The organism is Marixanthomonas sp. SCSIO 43207 (assembly GCF_019904255.1).
Lineage (GTDB): Bacteria > Bacteroidota > Bacteroidia > Flavobacteriales > Flavobacteriaceae > Marixanthomonas.
Genome location: NZ_CP063203.1, coordinates 1369654 through 1389052 on the forward strand (window position 1 = coordinate 1369654; position 19399 = coordinate 1389052).

The 19399-nt window shown below is 32.4% G+C and carries 15 protein-coding genes; 10 read left to right on the plus strand and 5 right to left on the minus strand.

Annotated features, from left to right (window positions below):
* Positions 1-410 precede the first annotated feature (410 nt).
* Both folE and INR76_RS06485 read right to left on the minus strand, forming a co-directional pair.
* Positions 411-1082: a GTP cyclohydrolase I FolE gene (gene folE, locus INR76_RS06480; protein WP_223109842.1), complete on the minus strand. Its 672-nt coding sequence runs from the start codon at positions 1080-1082 to the stop codon at positions 411-413.
* Between the two features lie 4 nt (positions 1083-1086).
* Positions 1087-1470, minus strand: a complete 384-nt coding sequence (locus tag INR76_RS06485) for a hypothetical protein (RefSeq protein WP_223109843.1) — start codon at positions 1468-1470, stop codon at positions 1087-1089.
* A gap of 122 nt (positions 1471-1592) precedes the next feature.
* Between INR76_RS06485 and INR76_RS06490 the strand changes: the two genes are divergently transcribed.
* The 4 genes from INR76_RS06490 to INR76_RS06505 all read left to right on the plus strand — a co-directional run bounded on the left by INR76_RS06490 (position 1593) and on the right by INR76_RS06505 (position 4657).
* Positions 1593-2264 (plus strand): RNA polymerase sigma factor, encoded by a 672-nt coding sequence (locus INR76_RS06490; RefSeq protein ID WP_223109844.1) that lies wholly within the window; start codon positions 1593-1595, stop codon positions 2262-2264.
* 126 nt (positions 2265-2390) lie between these two features.
* Positions 2391-3059 carry a flavodoxin reductase gene (locus INR76_RS06495; protein ID WP_223109845.1) on the plus strand — a complete coding sequence of 223 codons (669 nt, stop codon included), beginning with the start codon at positions 2391-2393 and terminating at the stop codon, positions 3057-3059.
* A gap of 30 nt (positions 3060-3089) precedes the next feature.
* The gene (locus INR76_RS06500) at positions 3090-3623 is read left to right on the plus strand and encodes a DUF488 family protein (protein ID WP_255592876.1); all 534 of its coding nucleotides are present in this window, start codon (positions 3090-3092) and stop codon (positions 3621-3623) included.
* Positions 3624-3868: 245 nt separating this feature from the next.
* Entirely contained in the window at positions 3869-4657 is a 789-nt protein-coding gene (locus INR76_RS06505) for a CPBP family intramembrane glutamic endopeptidase (protein WP_223109846.1), read from the plus strand.
* A gap of 155 nt (positions 4658-4812) precedes the next feature.
* Here INR76_RS06505 and INR76_RS06510 read toward each other — a convergent pair whose 3' ends face one another.
* On the minus strand, positions 4813-6258 hold the full coding sequence (locus INR76_RS06510; RefSeq protein ID WP_223109847.1) for an aminotransferase class V-fold PLP-dependent enzyme: 1446 nt from the start codon (positions 6256-6258) through the stop codon (positions 4813-4815).
* 36 nt (positions 6259-6294) lie between these two features.
* Positions 6295-6984, minus strand: a complete 690-nt coding sequence (locus INR76_RS06515; RefSeq protein ID WP_223109848.1) for an FAD-binding oxidoreductase — start codon at positions 6982-6984, stop codon at positions 6295-6297.
* Positions 6985-7144: 160 nt separating this feature from the next.
* On the opposite strand from INR76_RS06515, the gene INR76_RS06520 reads away from it, so the two are divergent.
* Positions 7145-9157 (plus strand): M13 family metallopeptidase, encoded by a 2013-nt coding sequence (locus INR76_RS06520; protein ID WP_223109849.1) that lies wholly within the window; start codon positions 7145-7147, stop codon positions 9155-9157.
* Positions 9158-9312: 155 nt separating this feature from the next.
* Here INR76_RS06520 and INR76_RS06525 read toward each other — a convergent pair whose 3' ends face one another.
* Positions 9313-9609, minus strand: a complete 297-nt coding sequence (locus INR76_RS06525) for a hypothetical protein (RefSeq protein WP_223109850.1) — start codon at positions 9607-9609, stop codon at positions 9313-9315.
* Positions 9610-9768: 159 nt separating this feature from the next.
* Here INR76_RS06525 and INR76_RS06530 point away from each other — a divergent pair, with 159 nt between their 5' ends.
* The 5 genes from INR76_RS06530 (at position 9769) to INR76_RS06550 (ending at position 19348) form a co-directional block, all read left to right on the plus strand.
* On the plus strand, positions 9769-12828 hold the full coding sequence (locus INR76_RS06530; protein ID WP_223109851.1) for a DNA methyltransferase: 3060 nt from the start codon (positions 9769-9771) through the stop codon (positions 12826-12828).
* A 2-nt stretch (positions 12829-12830) separates the two neighbouring features.
* On the plus strand, positions 12831-15944 hold the full coding sequence (locus INR76_RS06535) for a DEAD/DEAH box helicase family protein (RefSeq protein ID WP_223109852.1): 3114 nt from the start codon (positions 12831-12833) through the stop codon (positions 15942-15944).
* Positions 15945-16136: 192 nt separating this feature from the next.
* Positions 16137-16469: a type II toxin-antitoxin system RelE/ParE family toxin gene (locus INR76_RS06540; RefSeq protein ID WP_223109853.1), complete on the plus strand. Its 333-nt coding sequence runs from the start codon at positions 16137-16139 to the stop codon at positions 16467-16469.
* Positions 16470-16499: 30 nt separating this feature from the next.
* Positions 16500-17597 (plus strand): ImmA/IrrE family metallo-endopeptidase, encoded by a 1098-nt coding sequence (locus tag INR76_RS06545; protein ID WP_223109854.1) that lies wholly within the window; start codon positions 16500-16502, stop codon positions 17595-17597.
* Between the two features lie 563 nt (positions 17598-18160).
* The gene (locus INR76_RS06550) at positions 18161-19348 is read left to right on the plus strand and encodes a hypothetical protein (RefSeq protein WP_223109855.1); all 1188 of its coding nucleotides are present in this window, start codon (positions 18161-18163) and stop codon (positions 19346-19348) included.
* Positions 19349-19399: the final 51 nt, after the last annotated feature.

The window sequence follows — 19399 nt, forward strand, 5'->3', positions numbered from 1 at the left end:
AAGATGTTTTCTCAAATTTAGACCTTTGACTTTTAGGAACCTATATCATAGATACCATACACAAATCATACTTTAATTCTGAGGCAAAATCTTAGTGTGAAATTAATTGCCAAAAATTTGAAATAGAGATACGTTAAATAGCTGATATTTTGCTGAACCCTTTATACATCAGCTTTGTATATTTTGACAAACCTGTAAATTGTATATTTATACAAAATAATTTAAGTTAAAATTTTGTTAATATATGTAAAATTGTTGTTTAATAGGGTTTTATATGTATATCTTTGTGTTAGTATTTACACAAAAGTTGTGAATTGCTTACATTATGTATATTACCTATTAAAGTAGCGGGTATTTTAACCCGCTACTTTTTTTACTTTTATGAATATTTTTTTCAATATTTATAAAGGTTATTGACAATTTGTCTCAAGCAGAATTGATGTTAATTCTGAATTATTTTCTATCTTACCTCGAAAAACAGACGTAAGAGTTGTACTTCCCAAATTCTGCACACCTCTACACGAAATACAACTATGATTTGCTTTTAAGACGACTCCTATATCTTCAGTCTCAAGTATTAAAGAAAGTTCTTGCAAAATTTGCATTGTCAATCGTTCTTGAACTTGTGGTCTACGGGCATAAAAATCGACAAGCCTATGAATTTTAGATAGTCCAATGACGTAATCTTTGGGCACGTAAGCAATATTTGCCTTTCCTTGAATTGGCACGAAATGATGTTCGCAAAAAGAAGTAAAGGGAATGTTCAGCTCTGTCAAAGGAGTGTGATAACTATACTCATTTTTAAATACAGTTATTTTAGGCTTGTTTTTGGGGTTTAAACCTTTAAACACTTCGTTCACATACATTTTTGCTATTCTATTCGGTGTATCCTTTATACTGTCATTGGTAAGGTCGAACCCCAATATTTCTATAATATCTTTAAATTTTCCAGTAATTAATTTAATTTTCAAAGCTTCATGTTTGTCAAAAGCATCATCACGCAGAGGATTCGTAGTCACTACGTGATGATTTGTTTTTCTAAGATTTTCTTTTGTTAAAAGAGTGTTCCTATTTACTACCATAAAATTAATTATTGGCTCTTACATAACTGTTCTTAGATAATTCTGCCAATGAGAATGCTCCTATTGCCATTACTATATCCCTCACTGCTACATCTACATAACTCCAACTGAAAATTAAGGTCAAGGCAATTGCCACTAACCATCCAGAAACTACATATGCGCCTATTTTTGTTTTTGTTAAAACTAATAGTCCTGCTATAATTTCAATGATGCCAACTATCATCATAAATACAGTAGGCTCAAAAGGAAGTAATCCTGCAAAACCTTCAGAAATATACTGAGTCCAATTGGTTAAAATGTTTACGAATTTGTCTAAACCTGCAACAATTGGCACTAGTCCAAAGGTGTATTTTAACAGGGTTTTTACTAACTGTACGTTTGAATTCATAATTCTAATTTTTTAAAACGTTTATAAATTTTTATACCCTTTTGATGCCAGATTTTAAAAAACGATACAAAAGTTTGTAACTTTTTTTGTCTTTTATAATCTAAAGTAAAAGACGCAAGCAAATGGAAGTTATTAGAACAAAGGATTATAACGATAATGAACTAAAGGAGGCGGACATCATACGGCGTATACTCGAAGGAGAAAAAGACCTATATGAAATTCTAGTAAGACGAAACAACCAAAAACTATTTCGAGTTATCCGGAGTTATTTAAAAGACAAGGCAGAAGTTGAAGATATAATGCAAAACACATATGTGAAGGCATTTCAAAAATTATATCAATTTAAAATGGCTTCTTCATTTTCTACTTGGCTCATTCGTATAGGGATTAATGAATCTCTGGAGAGATTGAAAGAAAAAGGAAGAATACACCATCTCGGTCAACAATCGGATAGTCTAAAAAATAAGACCATTTTTAAAATTTCGGCGAGCAAACAGTTAAACCCACAAGAGAAAATGATACAGGTTGAATCAAAACAGTTATTAGAAAATGCTATTGACAGTTTAAGTACAAAATATAAGACTGTCTATATATTAAAAGAAGTGGAAGAAATGAGTTTAAAAGAAGTTGCAGAGGTTTTAAACATCAGTCTAGCTAATGTAAAAATACGTCTCCACCGTTCAAAAAACATGCTGAAAGAAAAACTTTATGAGAGAATCGACAATAAAAGTGTTTTTGAATTTGGATTCAGTAGATGCGATAGAATCACCAAAAATGTGATGAAATTGATATGAAATTAGACATCGAAAGAACTAGAACTATCCGGATTATAAAAACTAATATCATTTAAAACCTTGGTAATCTACAGATGAATGGCCAGTACTCTAATATTTCAATATCACATTTAAAATTTTCATAATATGAAAAATGAACCTGTAAAAATTAAAATTATCGAACACAATACACACGATGTATTGCGAATCGTTACTCATAAACCAAAAGGATTAGATTTTACACCAGGACAAGCTACCGAGATTTTTATTGATAAGGAAGGTTGGCAAAACGAGGGTAGACCATTTACATTTACATGTTTACCAAATGAAGATCACTTGGAATTTATGATAAAAACTTATCCTTCTCATGAAGGGGTTACCAATGAACTACTTAAATTAAAAGAAGGAGACACACTTATCGTAAATGATATCTTTGGAGCCATTGCCTATAAAGGAGAAGGCACCTTTATTGCTGGTGGTGCTGGAATAACACCTTTTATATCAATTTTCCGGAATTTGAAAGCTCATAATAAATTGGGTAATAACAGACTTATTTTTGCCAACAAAAGAAAAAAAGATATAATACTTGAAGAGGAATTCAAGGAAATGTTAGGAAATAATTTTATTAATATACTTTCCGATGAAAAAACGGAAAATTATGATTACGGAAGGATTTCAGAAAGTTTCATACAAGAGAACGCGAATGTTTTAAAGCTCTTTTATGTATGTGGTCCGCCACCCATGATGGATGCTGTAAAAAAACAATTGGAACAATTAAAAGTGGATAAGGATAAAATTGTAACGGAAGAGTTTTAAATTTTTCGGACTATTATTAAAGTCTAATTTATGACACAGAAAATGACTAAGAAAATTTGGACTATTGGACATTCCAAACATTCAATTGACGATTTTCTTAATATATTAAAATTTTATAAAATAGAATGCTTAATAGATGTTAGAAGCTCACTGGCTTCGGTAAAGGATTTGCATTTCACTAAAGAAAATCTTAAAAAATCACTCCTTGACATCAATATTGAATATAGTTATTCAAAAAGCTTTGTTGGAGAACAAAGAGCAAACCCCATTTCAAAAGACTATTTATGTAGTAATAATTCAGTTAGGGATTATGCATTTTATATGGAAACTGCCCAATTTAAAGAAAGTTTAAAGGCACTTGAAAAAATAGCAGTACAAAAAAGAACAATAATTATGTGTACTGAAACGGTATGGTGGCGCTGTCATCGTTCAATGATTTCAGATGCTTTGAAAGCTAACGATTGGACGGTGATACAAATTATAAGTGTTAATAAGGGACAAGAGCATCCGTATACTCAACCTGCAGATATTGTAAGTGGAAAACTTAGTTATAAAATTAAGTAAAAATAATGAAGCAAATTAGTGGGACAGTAGTTTTAACTGAACCAATCGGGGCTTTGAGGGTGTCACTTCTAAAATTTAAATTAAAAACGACAAAAAAATAGCCTTTTCACCCTTAAGGGATAATGACCGTACCTGAGCGCTGACCCGTTAATTGTGCAGTGAAAAAACTAAACCTTCTTGAGGCTATTTTTTGTAGACACTAACGTGTTAAGAGAATTTTATATTCATAAATCGATTATATTTAAATGAAAAAATCAATTAAGACTATCCTAATAATTATAGTTTCATTCGGAGTATATTTTATACTCGATGATAAATACTTTAAATCTCTAAGAGATTTAATTTTTGACTTTACAAATCAATTCGGCGTAAGTCATATATTAACCTATTCAATTTCTGGAATTCCACTCATTATGGGGACGTTGATTATTAATAAAAAGTCAGGGTTTTTAAAAGGTTTAGGTTTAAATGGATCAATTTTTAGAGGATTTTTGTTTGCATTAATTTGCACACTGCCTATGTATATCGGGTTCAGCTTTATTTTTGATTTCAATACCGATATATCGATTAATGCAATATTAATTTCAGTGGTTGCTGCTAGTTTTTTTGAAGAAATATTTTTCAGGGGATTCTTATTTGGTTTGATTTATAGAAAAACAAATCTTGGGTTTATTCCTTCAGTTTTCTTCGGGGCCATGTATTTTGGGATACTACACCTTTACCAAAGTACAGAGTTATTAGAGTTGTTGGGGATTTTTTCAATTACCTTCTTAGGAGGAATTTTATTTGCCTGGGTCTTTACCGAATGGAAATTTAATATTTGGGTACCAATTTTTATACATGCTTTAATGAATTTTTCGTGGGAATTGTTTTCTGTAAGTGAAAATGCTTTAGGCGGTGTTTATTCAAATATTTTTCGATTTAGCACAATGGGTTTAATTATTGGTTTGACAGTTCTTTTAAAGAAAAAAAATGGACTGAAACTATCAGTAAACAAGAGTAACTTATTGAAAAGCAATTCATTAAAAAAATAGTATAAAGGATAAAACGCTTTTTAAGGTGTATTTTATAATTTTTATTATCAATCAGCTTTTAGAGTGAAGTTTCAAAATTTACTCTAACTCTGAATAAGCCTTCTAAATTACTGCCGTCTCTATTGTTTTGGTGCATTTTATTAAAATAAATAAACCTAAACTGTTAAATCTTCTAATTTGAATTTTAATAATTCAATAAGAATATCAATTTCTCTTTTGTGTGTCCTAAACGATAAAATAGCTGCACGCAAAGTAAATTTGTCGTTAAGCACCGTTGAGGAGATGAATATGCGGCCATCATCAAGTATATAGTTTAATAAAGCTGTGTTCAATAAATCGTTATTAAGACAATTAAAATTATATCTAAATGCGATAATTGTAAGAGCTGGCTCACAGACAATTGTGAATCCTAATTCTAACAATTTTTTGTGTAAATATGAAGTAAGTTTCAACTTTTCTTCGAGATAATTAGAAAAAACTTCAGGACCATATAACTTTAAAGGAAGCCACATACGTAACCCTCGAAAATGTTTACTTAATTCAGGAGACAAGTCTGCGGGGGAATAATGTGATTCTTTGACGGCATCTTGCATATAATTGGCTGAATAATTATTGGCTTTAAGTAAATGATGTATATCTTTTATTAGTACCATACCAGAACCGTATGGCATAAATAGGCCTTTGTGGGGATCTAGAATTACTGAATCCGCACTTTTTAAATCTCGTAACTTATCTTTACCATATTCTGTTAAAGTAAAAAAACCTCCATAAGCAGCATCTACATGAAACCAAATAGAATGTCGTTTACAAATAGTACTAAGATCTTTCAAAGGGTCGATTGCACCCACATCAGTAGAACCTGCATTTCCAATTAACAAAAATGGGTTAAGACCTTCCTTAGCGTCTTTTTCAACTTGATCTTTGAAGTTAGAGGTTGATATTCTGAACTCCTCATCCAGTGGTATTTGTCGAATCACACATTCTTCTAGACCAACTGTATTAATAGCTTTGTAGATGCTATGATGAGCTTGTTGAGAACAATAAATAACACTTTTTGAAATGTTTTTTGAGTTGATATCATGATGCTTTTTTGCAGTGGATAATGCGATTAGGTTGGCAATACTTCCACCAGATGTGATATTCCCTCCAAAACCGTCATCATATCCTATTAACTTGCCGCACCAATTAATAAGTGCATCTTCCATTCTGACCGCTCCGGGTGAAGCATAAAATACCCCGGCGTACCGATTTGTCACTGCTGCAAGGTAATCACCTAAAGAAGAACTATATAGTCCTCCACCCGGAATATAACCTAGGTGTCCCCCCGATGCAGGGTTCAACCCGGTGTTAACAACTCGTTGCTGGATAATATCGAGTATTTCATTTAACTTTAAAGTTTTTTCTTCTATTTCAAATAAATTATCTTGCTTCGTCTTTTTATGAGACTTATTGTGAAAAGCTTTTGATTTACTTATTGAATTTACAAAGTCATTTGCAAATTCTAAAACCACTTTATCTAATTTTTTTCGTTTTTGCCTATTTTCTTCTAGTTGTAAACTTCGATCAGAAATGAAACTATCTTCTCTTTTTTTTTTGCTCATAAATAGTGTGTTATGAAAACTTCGAATTAACATTTTTTATAAATTATACCCTGTTTGAATATAACTTTTTTTAGCGCCTAGTTGTATTAAAGATTGCATAATTTCTTTTTCAAATTGCTTGGGTCCGCAGATGTAAAACTGCTGGTTTAAGTTTTTAATTTGGGCTTTGAGAAAGTGAATGTCAATTCTACCAGAAACCATATTTTGTGCCTTTGATTTGGTTAATATATTAATATAATTTTTACCAAAAAGCTGAGTCAGCTCTGATTTAAAAAGTATATCTTTTTTTCTTTTATTAGTATAAATTAATTTGTGGTCTGTCAAAGTCGTATTGGATTTGATTAACGATTTGAAAATTGCGATGAATGGCATTATGCCAGTTCCAGCTGCGATAAAAACACCTTTACCCTCGTATTTATAGTTGTCATAGGGTTCGCTTATTTGTAAAATTGCCCCAGCTTGTAATGATGCTAGACTGTAAGATAAACTATCTTGATGGGGGCTTATTTTAATATAAAGTTCTAAAAAAGATTGGTCAATAGTATTTGTAATTGTGAAAGGAGCTACATCTAGTTCAAATCCTTTTTGATCAATACTTAAATCGATTGCCTGTCCTGGTGTAAATGCATATCCGTAAGGTTTATCTATATGAAAGCGAACTATATTATGATTAATCTCTTTCTTTTGTAAAATTTTTGACCGATACGGAAAAATAAAACCACCCATGGTGTAATCTACTTTGTTTAACTATTGGATTAAATAATTATGATTCGGTTACATTTTATATTACAAACCAAAAATTTGCTGCTGGTTTTTAAAATTTACAATACAAACTGGGGAATCATTATTATCTTTATTGACGAAACTTAGAATATTTAAATAACCCATGAGATATATTTTTTTCTCTTTTATCTTGTTTTTTACTTTGGTTGCTTGTTCCGAAGCCTCAAAAAACTCACACATTGAAATTACTGGTATAGATAAGACTATTAAACCCGGTGACAATTTTTTTAAATATGTTAATTCCAAGTGGTACGATTCGATAAAAATCCCAGCCTCTCAAGCTGGTGTTGGTGCGTACAGGTTTATGAATTATTCCCAGCGTATTAGACTGAAGAACATATTAGATAGCGTTTCTAATAGTCGAAACACTTTTGGAAGCGTTGAACAAATAGTAGGTGATTTTTATGCGTCAGGGATGGATACTTTAACTATTGAAAAGCGTGGTTTTAATCCTATAAAGCCTATATTAAATGAAATTAATAAAATTAGCGATATTCAATCTTTAATGGGCTTTGTCAATAATGCGCTTAAAGTAAACAATAACTCAATAATAGCCATACATATTGGACCTGATATTAAAAACAGTAAACTGAACATAGCCCACGTCTACCAAACTGGAATTGGTTTACCTGATCGTGATTATTATTTTAAAAATGATCAGACAACAGTGAACATACAAAAAGCTTATAAGACTTATTTGGCAAGATTATTTGAACTTGTTGGTAATAAACCGGAACAATCTGAAATTTATGCTAAAAAGGTATACAAAATTGATGAAGAATTTGCACGTTCTCATAGAACAAAAGTCGAATTAAGGGATGTAGAAGCTAATTATAATAAAATGGCCGTTAAAAATATAAATGAAAGACACACTAATATCGGTTGGAGTCGATTGTTGAAGGATTTAAGTGTTCAAGCTGATTCAATTGATATTGGTCAACCTGATTATTATGATAGCTTAAACGAACTTTTAAATACTGTTTCAATCCAAGATTGGAAAATCTATTTGAAAGCAAAATCTCTTATTAATTACGCTGATGTCTTAAGTACAGCTTTTGTAAATGCATCATTTGAATTTAATAAAATTGTTTCTGGACAAGTTGAACCAAAACCACGAGGTGAAAGAATAACAAATATTGTTGATCAATATTTAGGTGAAGCTTTAGGGAGATTATATGTAAAAAAATATTTCCCTGAAGAAGCTAAAGTACGTATGTTAGATTTAGTAAATAATGTCCAAAAGGCTTATGCTACTAGAATTGATAAGTTAAAGTGGATGAATAATAGCACTAAACAGAAAGCAAAAGAAAAATTGTTTGCTATTACAAAAAAAATCGGGTACCCGGATAAGTGGAAAGATTATAAAAGCGTTCATGTGGCACGTGATACTTATTTTGAAAATTTTGTTTCAGTAAACTCTGCAACATTTCAGCATAATCTAGACAAAATAGGCAAACCTGTAGATAAAACAGAATGGTTTACATCTCCTTCCACCGTGACGGCTTACTATAATCCAACTGCTAATGAAATTGTTTTTCCAGCTGGTATTTTACAACCTCCTTATTTTGATTTTAAAGCTGATGATGCTCTCAATTATGGGGGTATTGGGATGGTAATTGGACATGAATTAACCCATACTTTTGATGATCAAGGGGCACAATTTGATAAGGAGGGTAATTTAAAAAATTGGTGGACAGAAAATGATTATAAAATATTTAAATCTAAAATTCAACAAGTGATTGATCAATATAATACTTTCACTGTTTTAGATTCCCTTCATGTGAATGGGGCTTTGACTGTAGGTGAAAATACTGCAGATATAGCTGGAGTAGCAGTAGCTTATGATGCTTTTAAAATGACACAACAGGGTAAGGACTCTACAAAAATTGGGAATTTTAATCCGGATCAACGTTTTTTCTTTTCAATAGCTAGAATTTGGAGAGTAAAAATGAGAGAGGATTTTTTACGTTTTTGGATTAATAACGATCCACATTCTCCACCAATCTGGCGAGTCAATGGTCCTTTAATGAACACTACACCATTTTATAATGCATTCAATGTTCGGCCGGGAGACAAGTTGTATTTGCCAAAAGGCGAGAGAATAACTATTTGGTAAATTTAATTCTATAGTCTCTGAAACCAGTTAAAATCAATAACTTTAATAAAGGTTATAAATTATAATGTTCAAAGCGAAATGTTGTTTATATTTCAATATATAGCCACAAGGCATCGTGTGATATGATTGCTGAACATAGATTTGCTATAACAAAATTATAGCAACAAATAGTCAATTTTTAGTACTCTCAATAAATCTGGGAAAAGAAATTCTAAAATTTCGTCGAGTTTAGCTGAAATTAAGTCTGCAGTTTCGTTTAAAAAATCATTTTCTTTTTTTATAGTATATATATTATCATCATTAAATTTAATAAAAAAAGATTTTGTAATTATCTCACCTTTTTGGTAACAGTGTCTTCTACCTAAAATGACGTCTTCATTCTTCACAAATTCGACTTCAAAATATTTTAAAAAAAGTAATATTGTCTTGACGTGATTTAAGGTTGTATTCATTTTGTATATATAAAATATCAGATATTCTATATAATCTCAAAAATCATTAAAGAAATTAATGAAATGTATATTGAAAAAGTTATTTTAGCTTAAAGCTAAAAGAAGTACTTTAGAAAAGTACAAGAATTCTTGATTTACTCATAGAGAAATACCCGCAGAATGTCTAAAAACAATACCTCTCTTAAACAACTAAAATCCTTCCTCAATCAACTCTTTCAGTTCGATTCTCAAGATTTGGATTTTGGTGTTTACAAAATCTTACATTATAAGAAAAAGGAAATTGCCAACTTCATAGACCAACTTTTAGTAGATAAGGTAAAAGCAGAATTGCAAACCCTATCGGCTGATGAGACCAAGCAAGTGCAAGACCAAATTACTGAAATGGAGAAATCTACTTCACTTAAAAAATGGTTAGAAGCTGTTGATAAAAAAGATGAAACTCGTTTAGCCATCTATGAAGAAGACTACAAAGGTGAAATTGCCCAGTACAAAGATCTGAAAGCAAAAGTGACTGACTCATCTGTTTCTATTGAAACTGAGAATCAAATTTACAACCATTTGACATTATTCTTCTCCCGCTACTATGACAAAGGAGACTTTATAAGCAAACGTAGGTTTGGAAAGAACGAAAAATATGTAGTGCCCTACAACGGAGAAGAAACTCACTTTCATTGGGCGAATCAAGACCAATATTATATTAAATCATCAGAAACTTTTAATCAGTATGCGTTTAAAATCCCCTCGCCAGAAGGAGAAATAATTGTAAACTTCAAATTAACGGATGCGCAATTGGAACAAGGGAACGTTAAAGAAAGTGATAAAAATTATTTTATTCTTTCAGAAAAAAAAGCTGAAACTAATAAAGAAGATGCCACTTTTTTCTTTGAATATCGACCACTAACCGACAAGGAAAAAAAGAAGATAAAAGGCAATAGCAAACAAGATACCCTTGATGAAATAGCTTTTGATTTTTTAAAGAAGAAGTTTAGCTCTAATCCGGTATTTGCTAACCTTTGGAAGGAACAAGAAGATAAGCCCCTACTCTTAAAGAAACTCCAGCACTACACACGAAAGAATAAACACGATTTCTTTATTCACAAGAACTTGAAAGGCTTCTTGGAGCGTGAGTTGGATTATTATATCAAGAGTGAATTGGTGAATGTAGACGACCTTTATGTAACCGACACAGACTCACATTTTGACCGACTCAAGCACAACTTGAAAACCATTAAGGTATTCAAATCTATTGCCGATACCATTATTACCTTTGTTAGCCAGATTGAAGACTTCCAAAAAAAGCTGTGGGAGAAAAAGAAGTTTGTGCTGAGTACCGAATGGGTGATTACCATTGATCGCTTGGTGGATTATGTGGGCGAAGAAGCTGCCAAACCCATTTTGGAAGAAGTGATTAAAAATGAGAAGCAAGTTGCTGAGTGGAAAAAGTTATACAATCAAGGAGACATAGGGAAAAGCAAAGAGTATAATAAACTCTCTATTGACACTGTTAATTTTTCTCCCGATTTTAAAGAGCGTCTTCTTTCACTCCTTTCATTGAACATTAACTTAGAAGAATCTTCAAACGGTCTCGTTCTAAATTCAGATAATTTTCATGGAACCAGATTAACAGAAGAAAAACTGTACAGAAGATTAGATGGGCTTTATTTAGATCCACCCTACAACACTAATGCTACAGTAATCATATATAAGAATGGATTTAAAGACAGTTCTTGGATTACAATGATGGAGAATCGCCTTAGTCCAATAAACGATTTATTAAAAGAGAAAGGGATATTCTGTATCACAATTGATGATTACGAGTATAGCAACTTGTATAAATTGTTGGAGCAAATAGTCTTAGAAAAGAAACTTAGAACAACAATCATTGAGTATAACTTTAGGGGAAGAGTCAAGTCAAACTTTGCAATAACCCACGAGTATGGTATTTGGGGGATATATCAGGATCAGGATTTGATAACTAAACTCAGATCCACTGCTGATGACATCAAAAGGAATTTAAGACGAACAGGAAGTGGTTCTAGGAGATTTGAATCTCCGTCAATGTTCTATGGAATTGAAGTTGATAATAAGTCATTAGAGATTTTAGAAGTTCATGATGCGATTGGTGAAAATGAACAGATCCCTAAACATAATTCTTCTTCTACCACAATGGTTTGGCCAATCGATGATGACGGTATTGAGCGTAGATGGTATTATGGAATAAAAAGAGTAAGGGAAGAAAAAAACGACACCGTTTATGCAAAAAAAATAAAAGGCAAAATTCACATTCATTACACTAAAGAAGGAAAACCAATAAGACGTAAAGCTGTATGGAACGGCAAAACTTATGATGCAAGTACTTATGGTTCGGAAGTTATAAATAATCTATTTGGGATCACAGAGCTAAAACAATTTGACTTCCCAAAAAGTATTTATGCTGTAAAAGACTCCCTTGAAGCTATGACATATAAACCAAATGCATGGTTTATGGATTATTTCGGGGGGTCAGGCACTACATTCCATGCTACTTTATTAATGAATAATGACGACAATGGAACAAGGCAGTGTTTTTTAATGGAACAAGGTAAATACGTAGAGTCAGTAATTGTTCCTAGGATAAAGAAAGTTGCTTATTCAGTCAATTGGGCAAAAGGTGTAGTCACTGACCAAAATAATGGACCAGGTTGTTTCTTCAAGTACCAACGCCTAGAGCAATACGAAGAAGCCTTAGAAAACATTGCATTCAATGCTTCAGAAGATGCCGTACAAAAGGCTTTGGAGTTTGAGCAGTATATCCCTAAATACTTTTTAGAGTTTGAAACAAAAGGCAGCCAAACCCTAGTAAATACAGCCGCCATGCAAAACCCTTGGGATTACAAGCTCAAGGTATGGGATGGCTTTACCTATGATACCGAGCAGGCCGTTGATTTGGTAGAAACCTTCAACTATCTCATAGGGCTACACATGCAAAAATGCATCACCAAAGAACTGAACGAAAAGAAATATCAATTCATTTATGGACATAACAATGCCAATAAAAACATATTGGTAGTGTGGCGCTCTGTAAAAGAGTGGAGCGTAGAAGATTTTAAAGCAGATGCAGCCACATTGAAAAAAGAAATCAAAGCTTTTGAGTATGATCTACTTTATATCAATGACCAGGCACACGTAGAAGGCTATCAATCCATTGAAGAAGTATTCAAAAATAAAATGCTCTCATAACCATGCAACTAGAAAAACAACTTGTCCTTTTTAGATACATCTTGCATCAGTTAGGTTATAAAGCCTTTGAAGACTTGCGAGATGAGTTTAACAACAAAGAGTCAGGCACTAGCTCAACGGGTTACACCTATTTTGCCAGTGCTTTAATGTCTAACTCAGACAAACTCATTGAAGATCGAGCTATACAACAATACGATGAAGCCATCCAGGGATATGAGAAAAAACTCCGTGAAAACCGCGCAGAACCTTTTCTCACCTTCAAATACTATCAATGGTTTGCCTTGCTATTTACCGAGTACTTTTTTGACCAATACAGCAACAATTCAAATCAACTAATTGCTAAGCTCAATGACTATGCTGAAGGAAGCAAAGACTTTAAGCAAATAGAAGCCTACACAGAAAAAAACTTGAAGAAACTGGCTTATTGGATGGCCACCGGTAGTGGTAAAACGCTATTGATGCATTGCAACTATTGGCAAATCACCAACTACTTCAAAGAATGGGAAAACATCATTCTCATAACTCCAAATGAAGGTTTAAGCAGGCAACATTATGAAAGTTGCGTTGAAAGTGGTATTCCTGTAAAGCTCTATTCGGGAAGTGAAGAAAGCCTAAAAACCAAAGAAGGTGAAATTCTCATTTTAGAGATTACCAAATTGGTTAAAGACAAGGAAGGAGAAGGTGTAAGTGTTGATGTAGATTACTTCTCAGAGTCAAAGAACTTAGTATTCATAGATGAAGGACACAAGGGCAGTAAATCTGATGAGCAAACATGGAAATCATTAAGAGAATATCTTGCTCGTGGAAAAGATTCATTCACTTTTGAATATTCAGCAACATTTGGACAGGTTATTACCAACAAGAATAAGTTTCTCTTTAATGAATATGCTAAATCCATCATTTTTGATTATTCCTATCGCCATTTTTATACAGATGGTTATGGCAAGGACTTTAGTGTATTCAACCTCGATACCAGGAATGAGTACAGCGAAGAACAAAACAAGCTACTGTTAACAGCTAGTTTATTGGGTTATTACGAGCAGCTTGAGCTGTTTGAGAGATATGAGAAAGAGCTGCGCCAATACAACATCGAGAAGCCCCTTTGGGTATTTGTTGGAAGCCGAGTGATTGGTTCGGGTAAGACAAAATCAGATAAATCCACAGTTTCGGATGTCTCCCGAATTATTGAATTTTTCAAGTATGCCTTGTCTTCACCAACTGCCCTACAAGCAGATATTGATAAAATACTTTTCGATTCTACAGGGTTAAGAGATGGAGACGGCAATGATATTTTCAAAGGGCAATTTGAGCATCTTAAAAAGTTCAAACCAATTGCTGAAACTATTCTTAGTAAGGTGTTCAATGGTATTGGAAACATAGAAGCATTTCAGGTAAAGCAAGCCGAAGGTGAGATAGCGTTAAAAACCAAGACAAGCGACCAATACTTTGCTGTTATCAATATTGGTGATGTCTCTAAGTACGCAAAAACACTTGAAGCCGATACTGATGGAGAATTAACCATACAGGATGATAACTTCTCCAATTCGTTGTTTCAAGCCATATCAGAAACCAATTCTACCATCAATATTCTCATTGGATCTAAAAAGTTTATTGAAGGGTGGAATTCGTGGAGAGTTTCAAGCATGGGTTTAATGAATATGGGTAAGAATGAAGGTGCTCAAATTATTCAGTTATTTGGTCGTGGTGTTCGTCTAAAAGGTAAAAACTTATCCTTGAAACGTGAAGAAGCCAATGCGCCTTACCATATCCGAGCATTACAAACCATTTCTATTATGGGCTTGAATGCTTCATACATGAATCGCTTCTTAACTGAAATAGAAAAAGAAGTACCGGATTACACCGATATATCTATTGAAATAAAACTAAACCATGAAGACCTGTGGGATGGGAAAATAATGACCTTCAAAAAACAGGAAGATAAGTCCTTTAAGGATGAGTTGATTGAATTAGAATACAACTCAGACGTAGCCAACAGAGTCACAATTGATATGCGAAATAAAATCAGCATAGCAGCAGGTGGTTTCAACAGTCAGGTAGCAGAAGGTGAGGTAGATTATCAAGAGAATTTCCTGAAAGAATTTCGAGACTTCATCGACTATAATGCCCTTTCATTAGAAGCAAATAGATATAAGTTGTTGAAAGGTTTTTACAATCTTATTATTAAACACTCTGTGCTATCTCAGCTGATAGAAAGTGGTGGCTTCAATCTACTAAGCCATAAAGGTCAATTTACTATCAATGAAGCGGTTTCAGGTAAAATTCAAAGAGTAGCTTTGAGCTTAGTAAAAGATTACATTAATAAGTTCTATGCTGATAAAGAAAAGGCATTCCTTTCTAAGTATCTCACATATGACATGCTTTCATTTCAGAAGCATAAGGCAATGTTCCCAGCATCACAAACTATGATTGTGAAAGTGCCTAAAAAGCATGATTCATTCATCAAGGAATTAGAAAACAAGATCAAAGTAATGGTGAAGAAAGATGATAATACACTTCCTTCAATTCACTTTGATAAACACCTTTATTCACCCATTGCATCTATATCTGATGGCAAAAAATTTAAGGAGATTAAGACTATCCCAGTAAGATTGAATAGTGGTGAAAGAGACTTTGTTAATCACTTGCGCGAGTTTGTAAGGGAATCTGGTATGTTCATGGGTAAACAGCTTTTTCTTCTTCGTAACCTATCTGTTAAGGGTATAGGCTTCTTTATGGATAGCTCATCTTTCTACCCAGATTTTATTTTGTGGGTAGTTGATGGCTCAAAACAGTACATCTACTTTCTTGATCCCAAAGGAATTCTATTGGGAGACAATCATTTTAACAACCCAAAAATTCTTTGGTGCAAGGAAGACGTCGTAACACTTGAAAATAAAATTCAGCAGCAATTAAAGGATGATAAAAAAGAGGTAGAAGTTTCTATTTCCGGGTTCATCCTATCTGTAACACCGTTTGAAAAGGTTAGAAAGAATTGGGGTGACGGATCAGGCACTACAAGAGATGATTTTGCTAAAAATAAGGTATTGTTTATAGAGAATAATAAGGAATATTTAAGCTTGATTTTTAAGAATTTGACAAGAGCCGAAAGAGTATAAAGTAAGCGATTATAGCTAAATTTCATACTCAATTTTGATGAAAATTAAAGCATTGGATGTTCGACCATTCCTTCTTTTGTTAATAAAAAATTTTAATTTACATTTTGTGTTAATTAAAATATCATCTATCTTTGTCCTCAAATAGAGGAGTTTTAAATATACAAGGAGATAAAATGAAAAAATTCTATTTAAGTGAATATAAAATTTCGAAAAAAGAACTTAAACAAGTTTGCAAATAATGATAAAGCTGGAATCAAGAAGTTAGGACCTAAAAGACATAAAGTATTTAAAAAAAGATTAGACCAACTAAAATTTTCTGAGACATTAGAAGATGTGCGATATCAACCAGGACGCTTTCATGAATTATCTGGGAACAGAAAAGGACAATGGGCATGTGATCTAGATCATCCTTATAGATTAATATTTACAGCTCAAGAAGATCCCATCCCTACTGATAAAGATGGTAAATACATTTGGATAGAAATTGTAGGAGTCGAAATCATTGATATTGACGATTACCACTAGGCAATAAACAACTACTTAAAGACAGAACAGATGGCAACGATTAATGATTATTATCCGGAGAGTGTTACACACCCTTCCGAATTTCTAATAGAATCACTTGAAGAGAAAAATATAGGAGCCAAAGAATTTGCAATTAAAACGGGTAAACCTGAAAAAACTATTACTGCTGTTTTAAAAGGAGAGAGCTCTATTACTCCTGATATGGCTGTCCTTTTTGAACAAGTTTTAAAAATACCCGCACATTTTTGGAATGAAGCTCAAAGAAATTATGATGAATACGAAGCCCGCGTAAATTTTCAGAAGAACATTGAGCAATGCAAAGAATGGGCAAGAAATTTTCCATATGCAAAAATGGTAAAATATGGATGGGTAAAAAAAACAAGAAAGGCAGAGGAAAAAGTAATAGAACTTTTTAAATTTTTTGAGGTAGCCTCTCAAAAAGGATTTGAAGATTATTACTATAATCAGAGAACACGAGTAGCATTCAGAATATCTCTAAAAAATCAAGAAAATGCTACTGCTATTGCAGCTTGGCTAAGAAGAGGTGAATTACAAGCTTATCAAATTAACACCCCGGAGTTTAACAAGAATTTATTTAAAAAGAAGTTACATGAAATAAAAGCTTTAATGGCCAAACAGCCTAGGGATTTTTTTGAAGAATTACATAACATATGCAAATCAGCTGGAGTAAAAGTAGTTCATACACCTTGTCTTCCGAAAGCACCAATTCATGGATCAACAAGATGGATAAAAGATGCCCCTCTAATTCAGTTAAGTGGCCGATACAAGAGAAATGACATTTTTTGGTTTACATTTTTCCATGAGGTTGGACATATATTATTACATGGAAAAAAATATATTTCAATTGAAAATATAGATGTGGATGGAGAAAATAAAGAGTTTGAGAAAGAAGCGGACGAATTCGCATCTGATTGGATATTAAGTAAAAAAGAAGAGAATGAAATTCTTAATTCCAATCCTCTTACATATGAAGATATTATAAATTACGCAAAAAAATTTGGAACCCACCCAGCTTGTATTATAGGTCGTTTTCAACATAAAAGAAGGATTCCATATGGAACGGGAAATGAGTTGTTTGAACCTATAAATTTTGAATCGCAGGCATAAATATATGTCCACTATAGAATTAAAGAATTGTTATTGTAGATTTTATAAAATATTAACTACAATTATATAATCAGTATTATGGTAAATAGCAATAGAAGCAACAAGAAGATGTAACTGTATGATTTGACTTTTGATAATTATGTTAGTTGAATTTTTTTTATACAAAATTCTTCATAGTCACCTTCTTAAGATTTGGTTTTGGCTATTGTTATAGGTAATAGCAACTATTCTAAAAATAGAATAACCTAACTTTAAACAATCCATTTAAAACTTACCACTTCATTTGTTCGCCTATCAAAAGCCCTTTGTGGGGCTTTCGGCTCTCTGCATTCAGCTTCGTGTATCTTTTGATATGAAAAGTCATTGGAGGATAAGTGGTCAGATATTAATTACCTATTAACTCAACTAACCCGCCTTAAATAATATTATATATATATCATATGGCTACCCGATTTTAAAATAAACTTTCTTTCTTTTTTTGAATACATACTATTGTGACAGCTTCATTAACCCACAAGGAGTTAAAAAGCCTGTCTCCATTAAAAAAAAGTAAGTAATGAAACTTGAAAGAAACACTAGTACCATCTCAACTCCTAAAAAATATAGATGATAGTATCAAATCATTGTCTGGCTATAATAAATATTCTATAAAGCAAATTAACCGACTTAAAAAATCCTTGATCTCTCTCTGGATGTACATATATGAGCGCCAGAAAGCTTCTAATGTAATATCTTACGATATGTATGTAAATATAGGGTGGAAGGAATTGAAGCCGTTTAAGCTCATTATAAAAGGCCGGATAATTCAATACAGCGAATTGATTTCTTTATTGAAAGAGGCAGAAGTAATTAAGATAAATAAAAGATATAGAGTTGATAGCTTTACCATGTCTTATAAAATTGATCTTTCTTTTCTTAATACTACTCACTTTACAGAAGTAGAGATAGATTTTAAAAAGATATATAGAAACTTAAAGAGCAAAGAATATTGGCTCGCAAAATATCCTCGACATTGTAACATAATAGAAAGCTCATACAATGTCAGTGTAGACCTTGATAGTTATATATATTGGTTGAGAAGCAATATTGGAATGGCATTAAAGCCAAAATGTATTAATGGTGTTGTGCAAAAGAGGAAGCTTACCCCAGAGATCGCTTATAGCTCTGTACAAAAGTGTCTTAAAGTTAATTTTAAAAATCTATGGTTCAAGGTTTCAGATACCGGTCGCTTCTACTCCAATGTTGTTAATTTACCATCCACAGCGATCCCTTTTATATCATTATTTGACCGGCAGGGGTTAACAAGTATTGACATTACTAACTGTCAACCACTGTTATTGGCCACAAGGGTTAATTCAGAAGAGTATAAGAAGGATGTTTGTGTAGGTACTTTCTATGATAATTTATCTACACTAACGAAAAGAGATAGAAATTGGGTGAAATTGCAATCTTTTAAATATATCTTTTTCAACGATAATCTCTTGAAAAGTGGGGAGCTATATAACGCTATGGAAAGTATATATCCGGGAGTAATGGATCAAATAAATGAGTTAAAGCAGAAAGAAAAGCTTTGGAAGGTATTACAAAAATTGGAAAGCAAAATTATTGTGGAACGAGTAGGAATAAGTGCAGGACTAAATGTAATTACTCGACATGATGAAATTTTATGTTATTCAGAAAACAAAATAGAAATTGAAAATTTAATTAAAGATGAATTCGCAAAAATGAATTTAAAAGTGAGATTAAAATAAGTCTAAGTACGTTATTCAGCCTATCTCGAATTTTTAATTTATAAATAACAT

What these genes read in the sequence shown, in the direction of transcription:
- folE (WP_223109842.1), bottom strand. Translation starts at nt 1,082, where the DNA reads ATGGTAGTAAATAGGAACACTCTTTTAACAAAAGAAAATCTTAGAAAA.
- INR76_RS06485 (WP_223109843.1), bottom strand. Translation starts at nt 1,470, where the DNA reads ATGAATTCAAACGTACAGTTAGTAAAAACCCTGTTAAAATACACCTTT.
- INR76_RS06490 (WP_223109844.1), top strand. Translation starts at nt 1,593, where the DNA reads ATGGAAGTTATTAGAACAAAGGATTATAACGATAATGAACTAAAGGAG.
- INR76_RS06495 (WP_223109845.1), top strand. Translation starts at nt 2,391, where the DNA reads ATGAAAAATGAACCTGTAAAAATTAAAATTATCGAACACAATACACAC.
- INR76_RS06500 (WP_255592876.1), top strand. Translation starts at nt 3,090, where the DNA reads ATGACACAGAAAATGACTAAGAAAATTTGGACTATTGGACATTCCAAA.
- INR76_RS06505 (WP_223109846.1), top strand. Translation starts at nt 3,869, where the DNA reads ATGAAAAAATCAATTAAGACTATCCTAATAATTATAGTTTCATTCGGA.
- INR76_RS06510 (WP_223109847.1), bottom strand. Translation starts at nt 6,258, where the DNA reads ATGAGCAAAAAAAAAAGAGAAGATAGTTTCATTTCTGATCGAAGTTTA.
- INR76_RS06515 (WP_223109848.1), bottom strand. Translation starts at nt 6,984, where the DNA reads ATGGGTGGTTTTATTTTTCCGTATCGGTCAAAAATTTTACAAAAGAAA.
- INR76_RS06520 (WP_223109849.1), top strand. Translation starts at nt 7,145, where the DNA reads ATGAGATATATTTTTTTCTCTTTTATCTTGTTTTTTACTTTGGTTGCT.
- INR76_RS06525 (WP_223109850.1), bottom strand. Translation starts at nt 9,609, where the DNA reads ATGAATACAACCTTAAATCACGTCAAGACAATATTACTTTTTTTAAAA.
- INR76_RS06530 (WP_223109851.1), top strand. Translation starts at nt 9,769, where the DNA reads ATGTCTAAAAACAATACCTCTCTTAAACAACTAAAATCCTTCCTCAAT.
- INR76_RS06535 (WP_223109852.1), top strand. Translation starts at nt 12,831, where the DNA reads ATGCAACTAGAAAAACAACTTGTCCTTTTTAGATACATCTTGCATCAG.
- INR76_RS06545 (WP_223109854.1), top strand. Translation starts at nt 16,500, where the DNA reads ATGGCAACGATTAATGATTATTATCCGGAGAGTGTTACACACCCTTCC.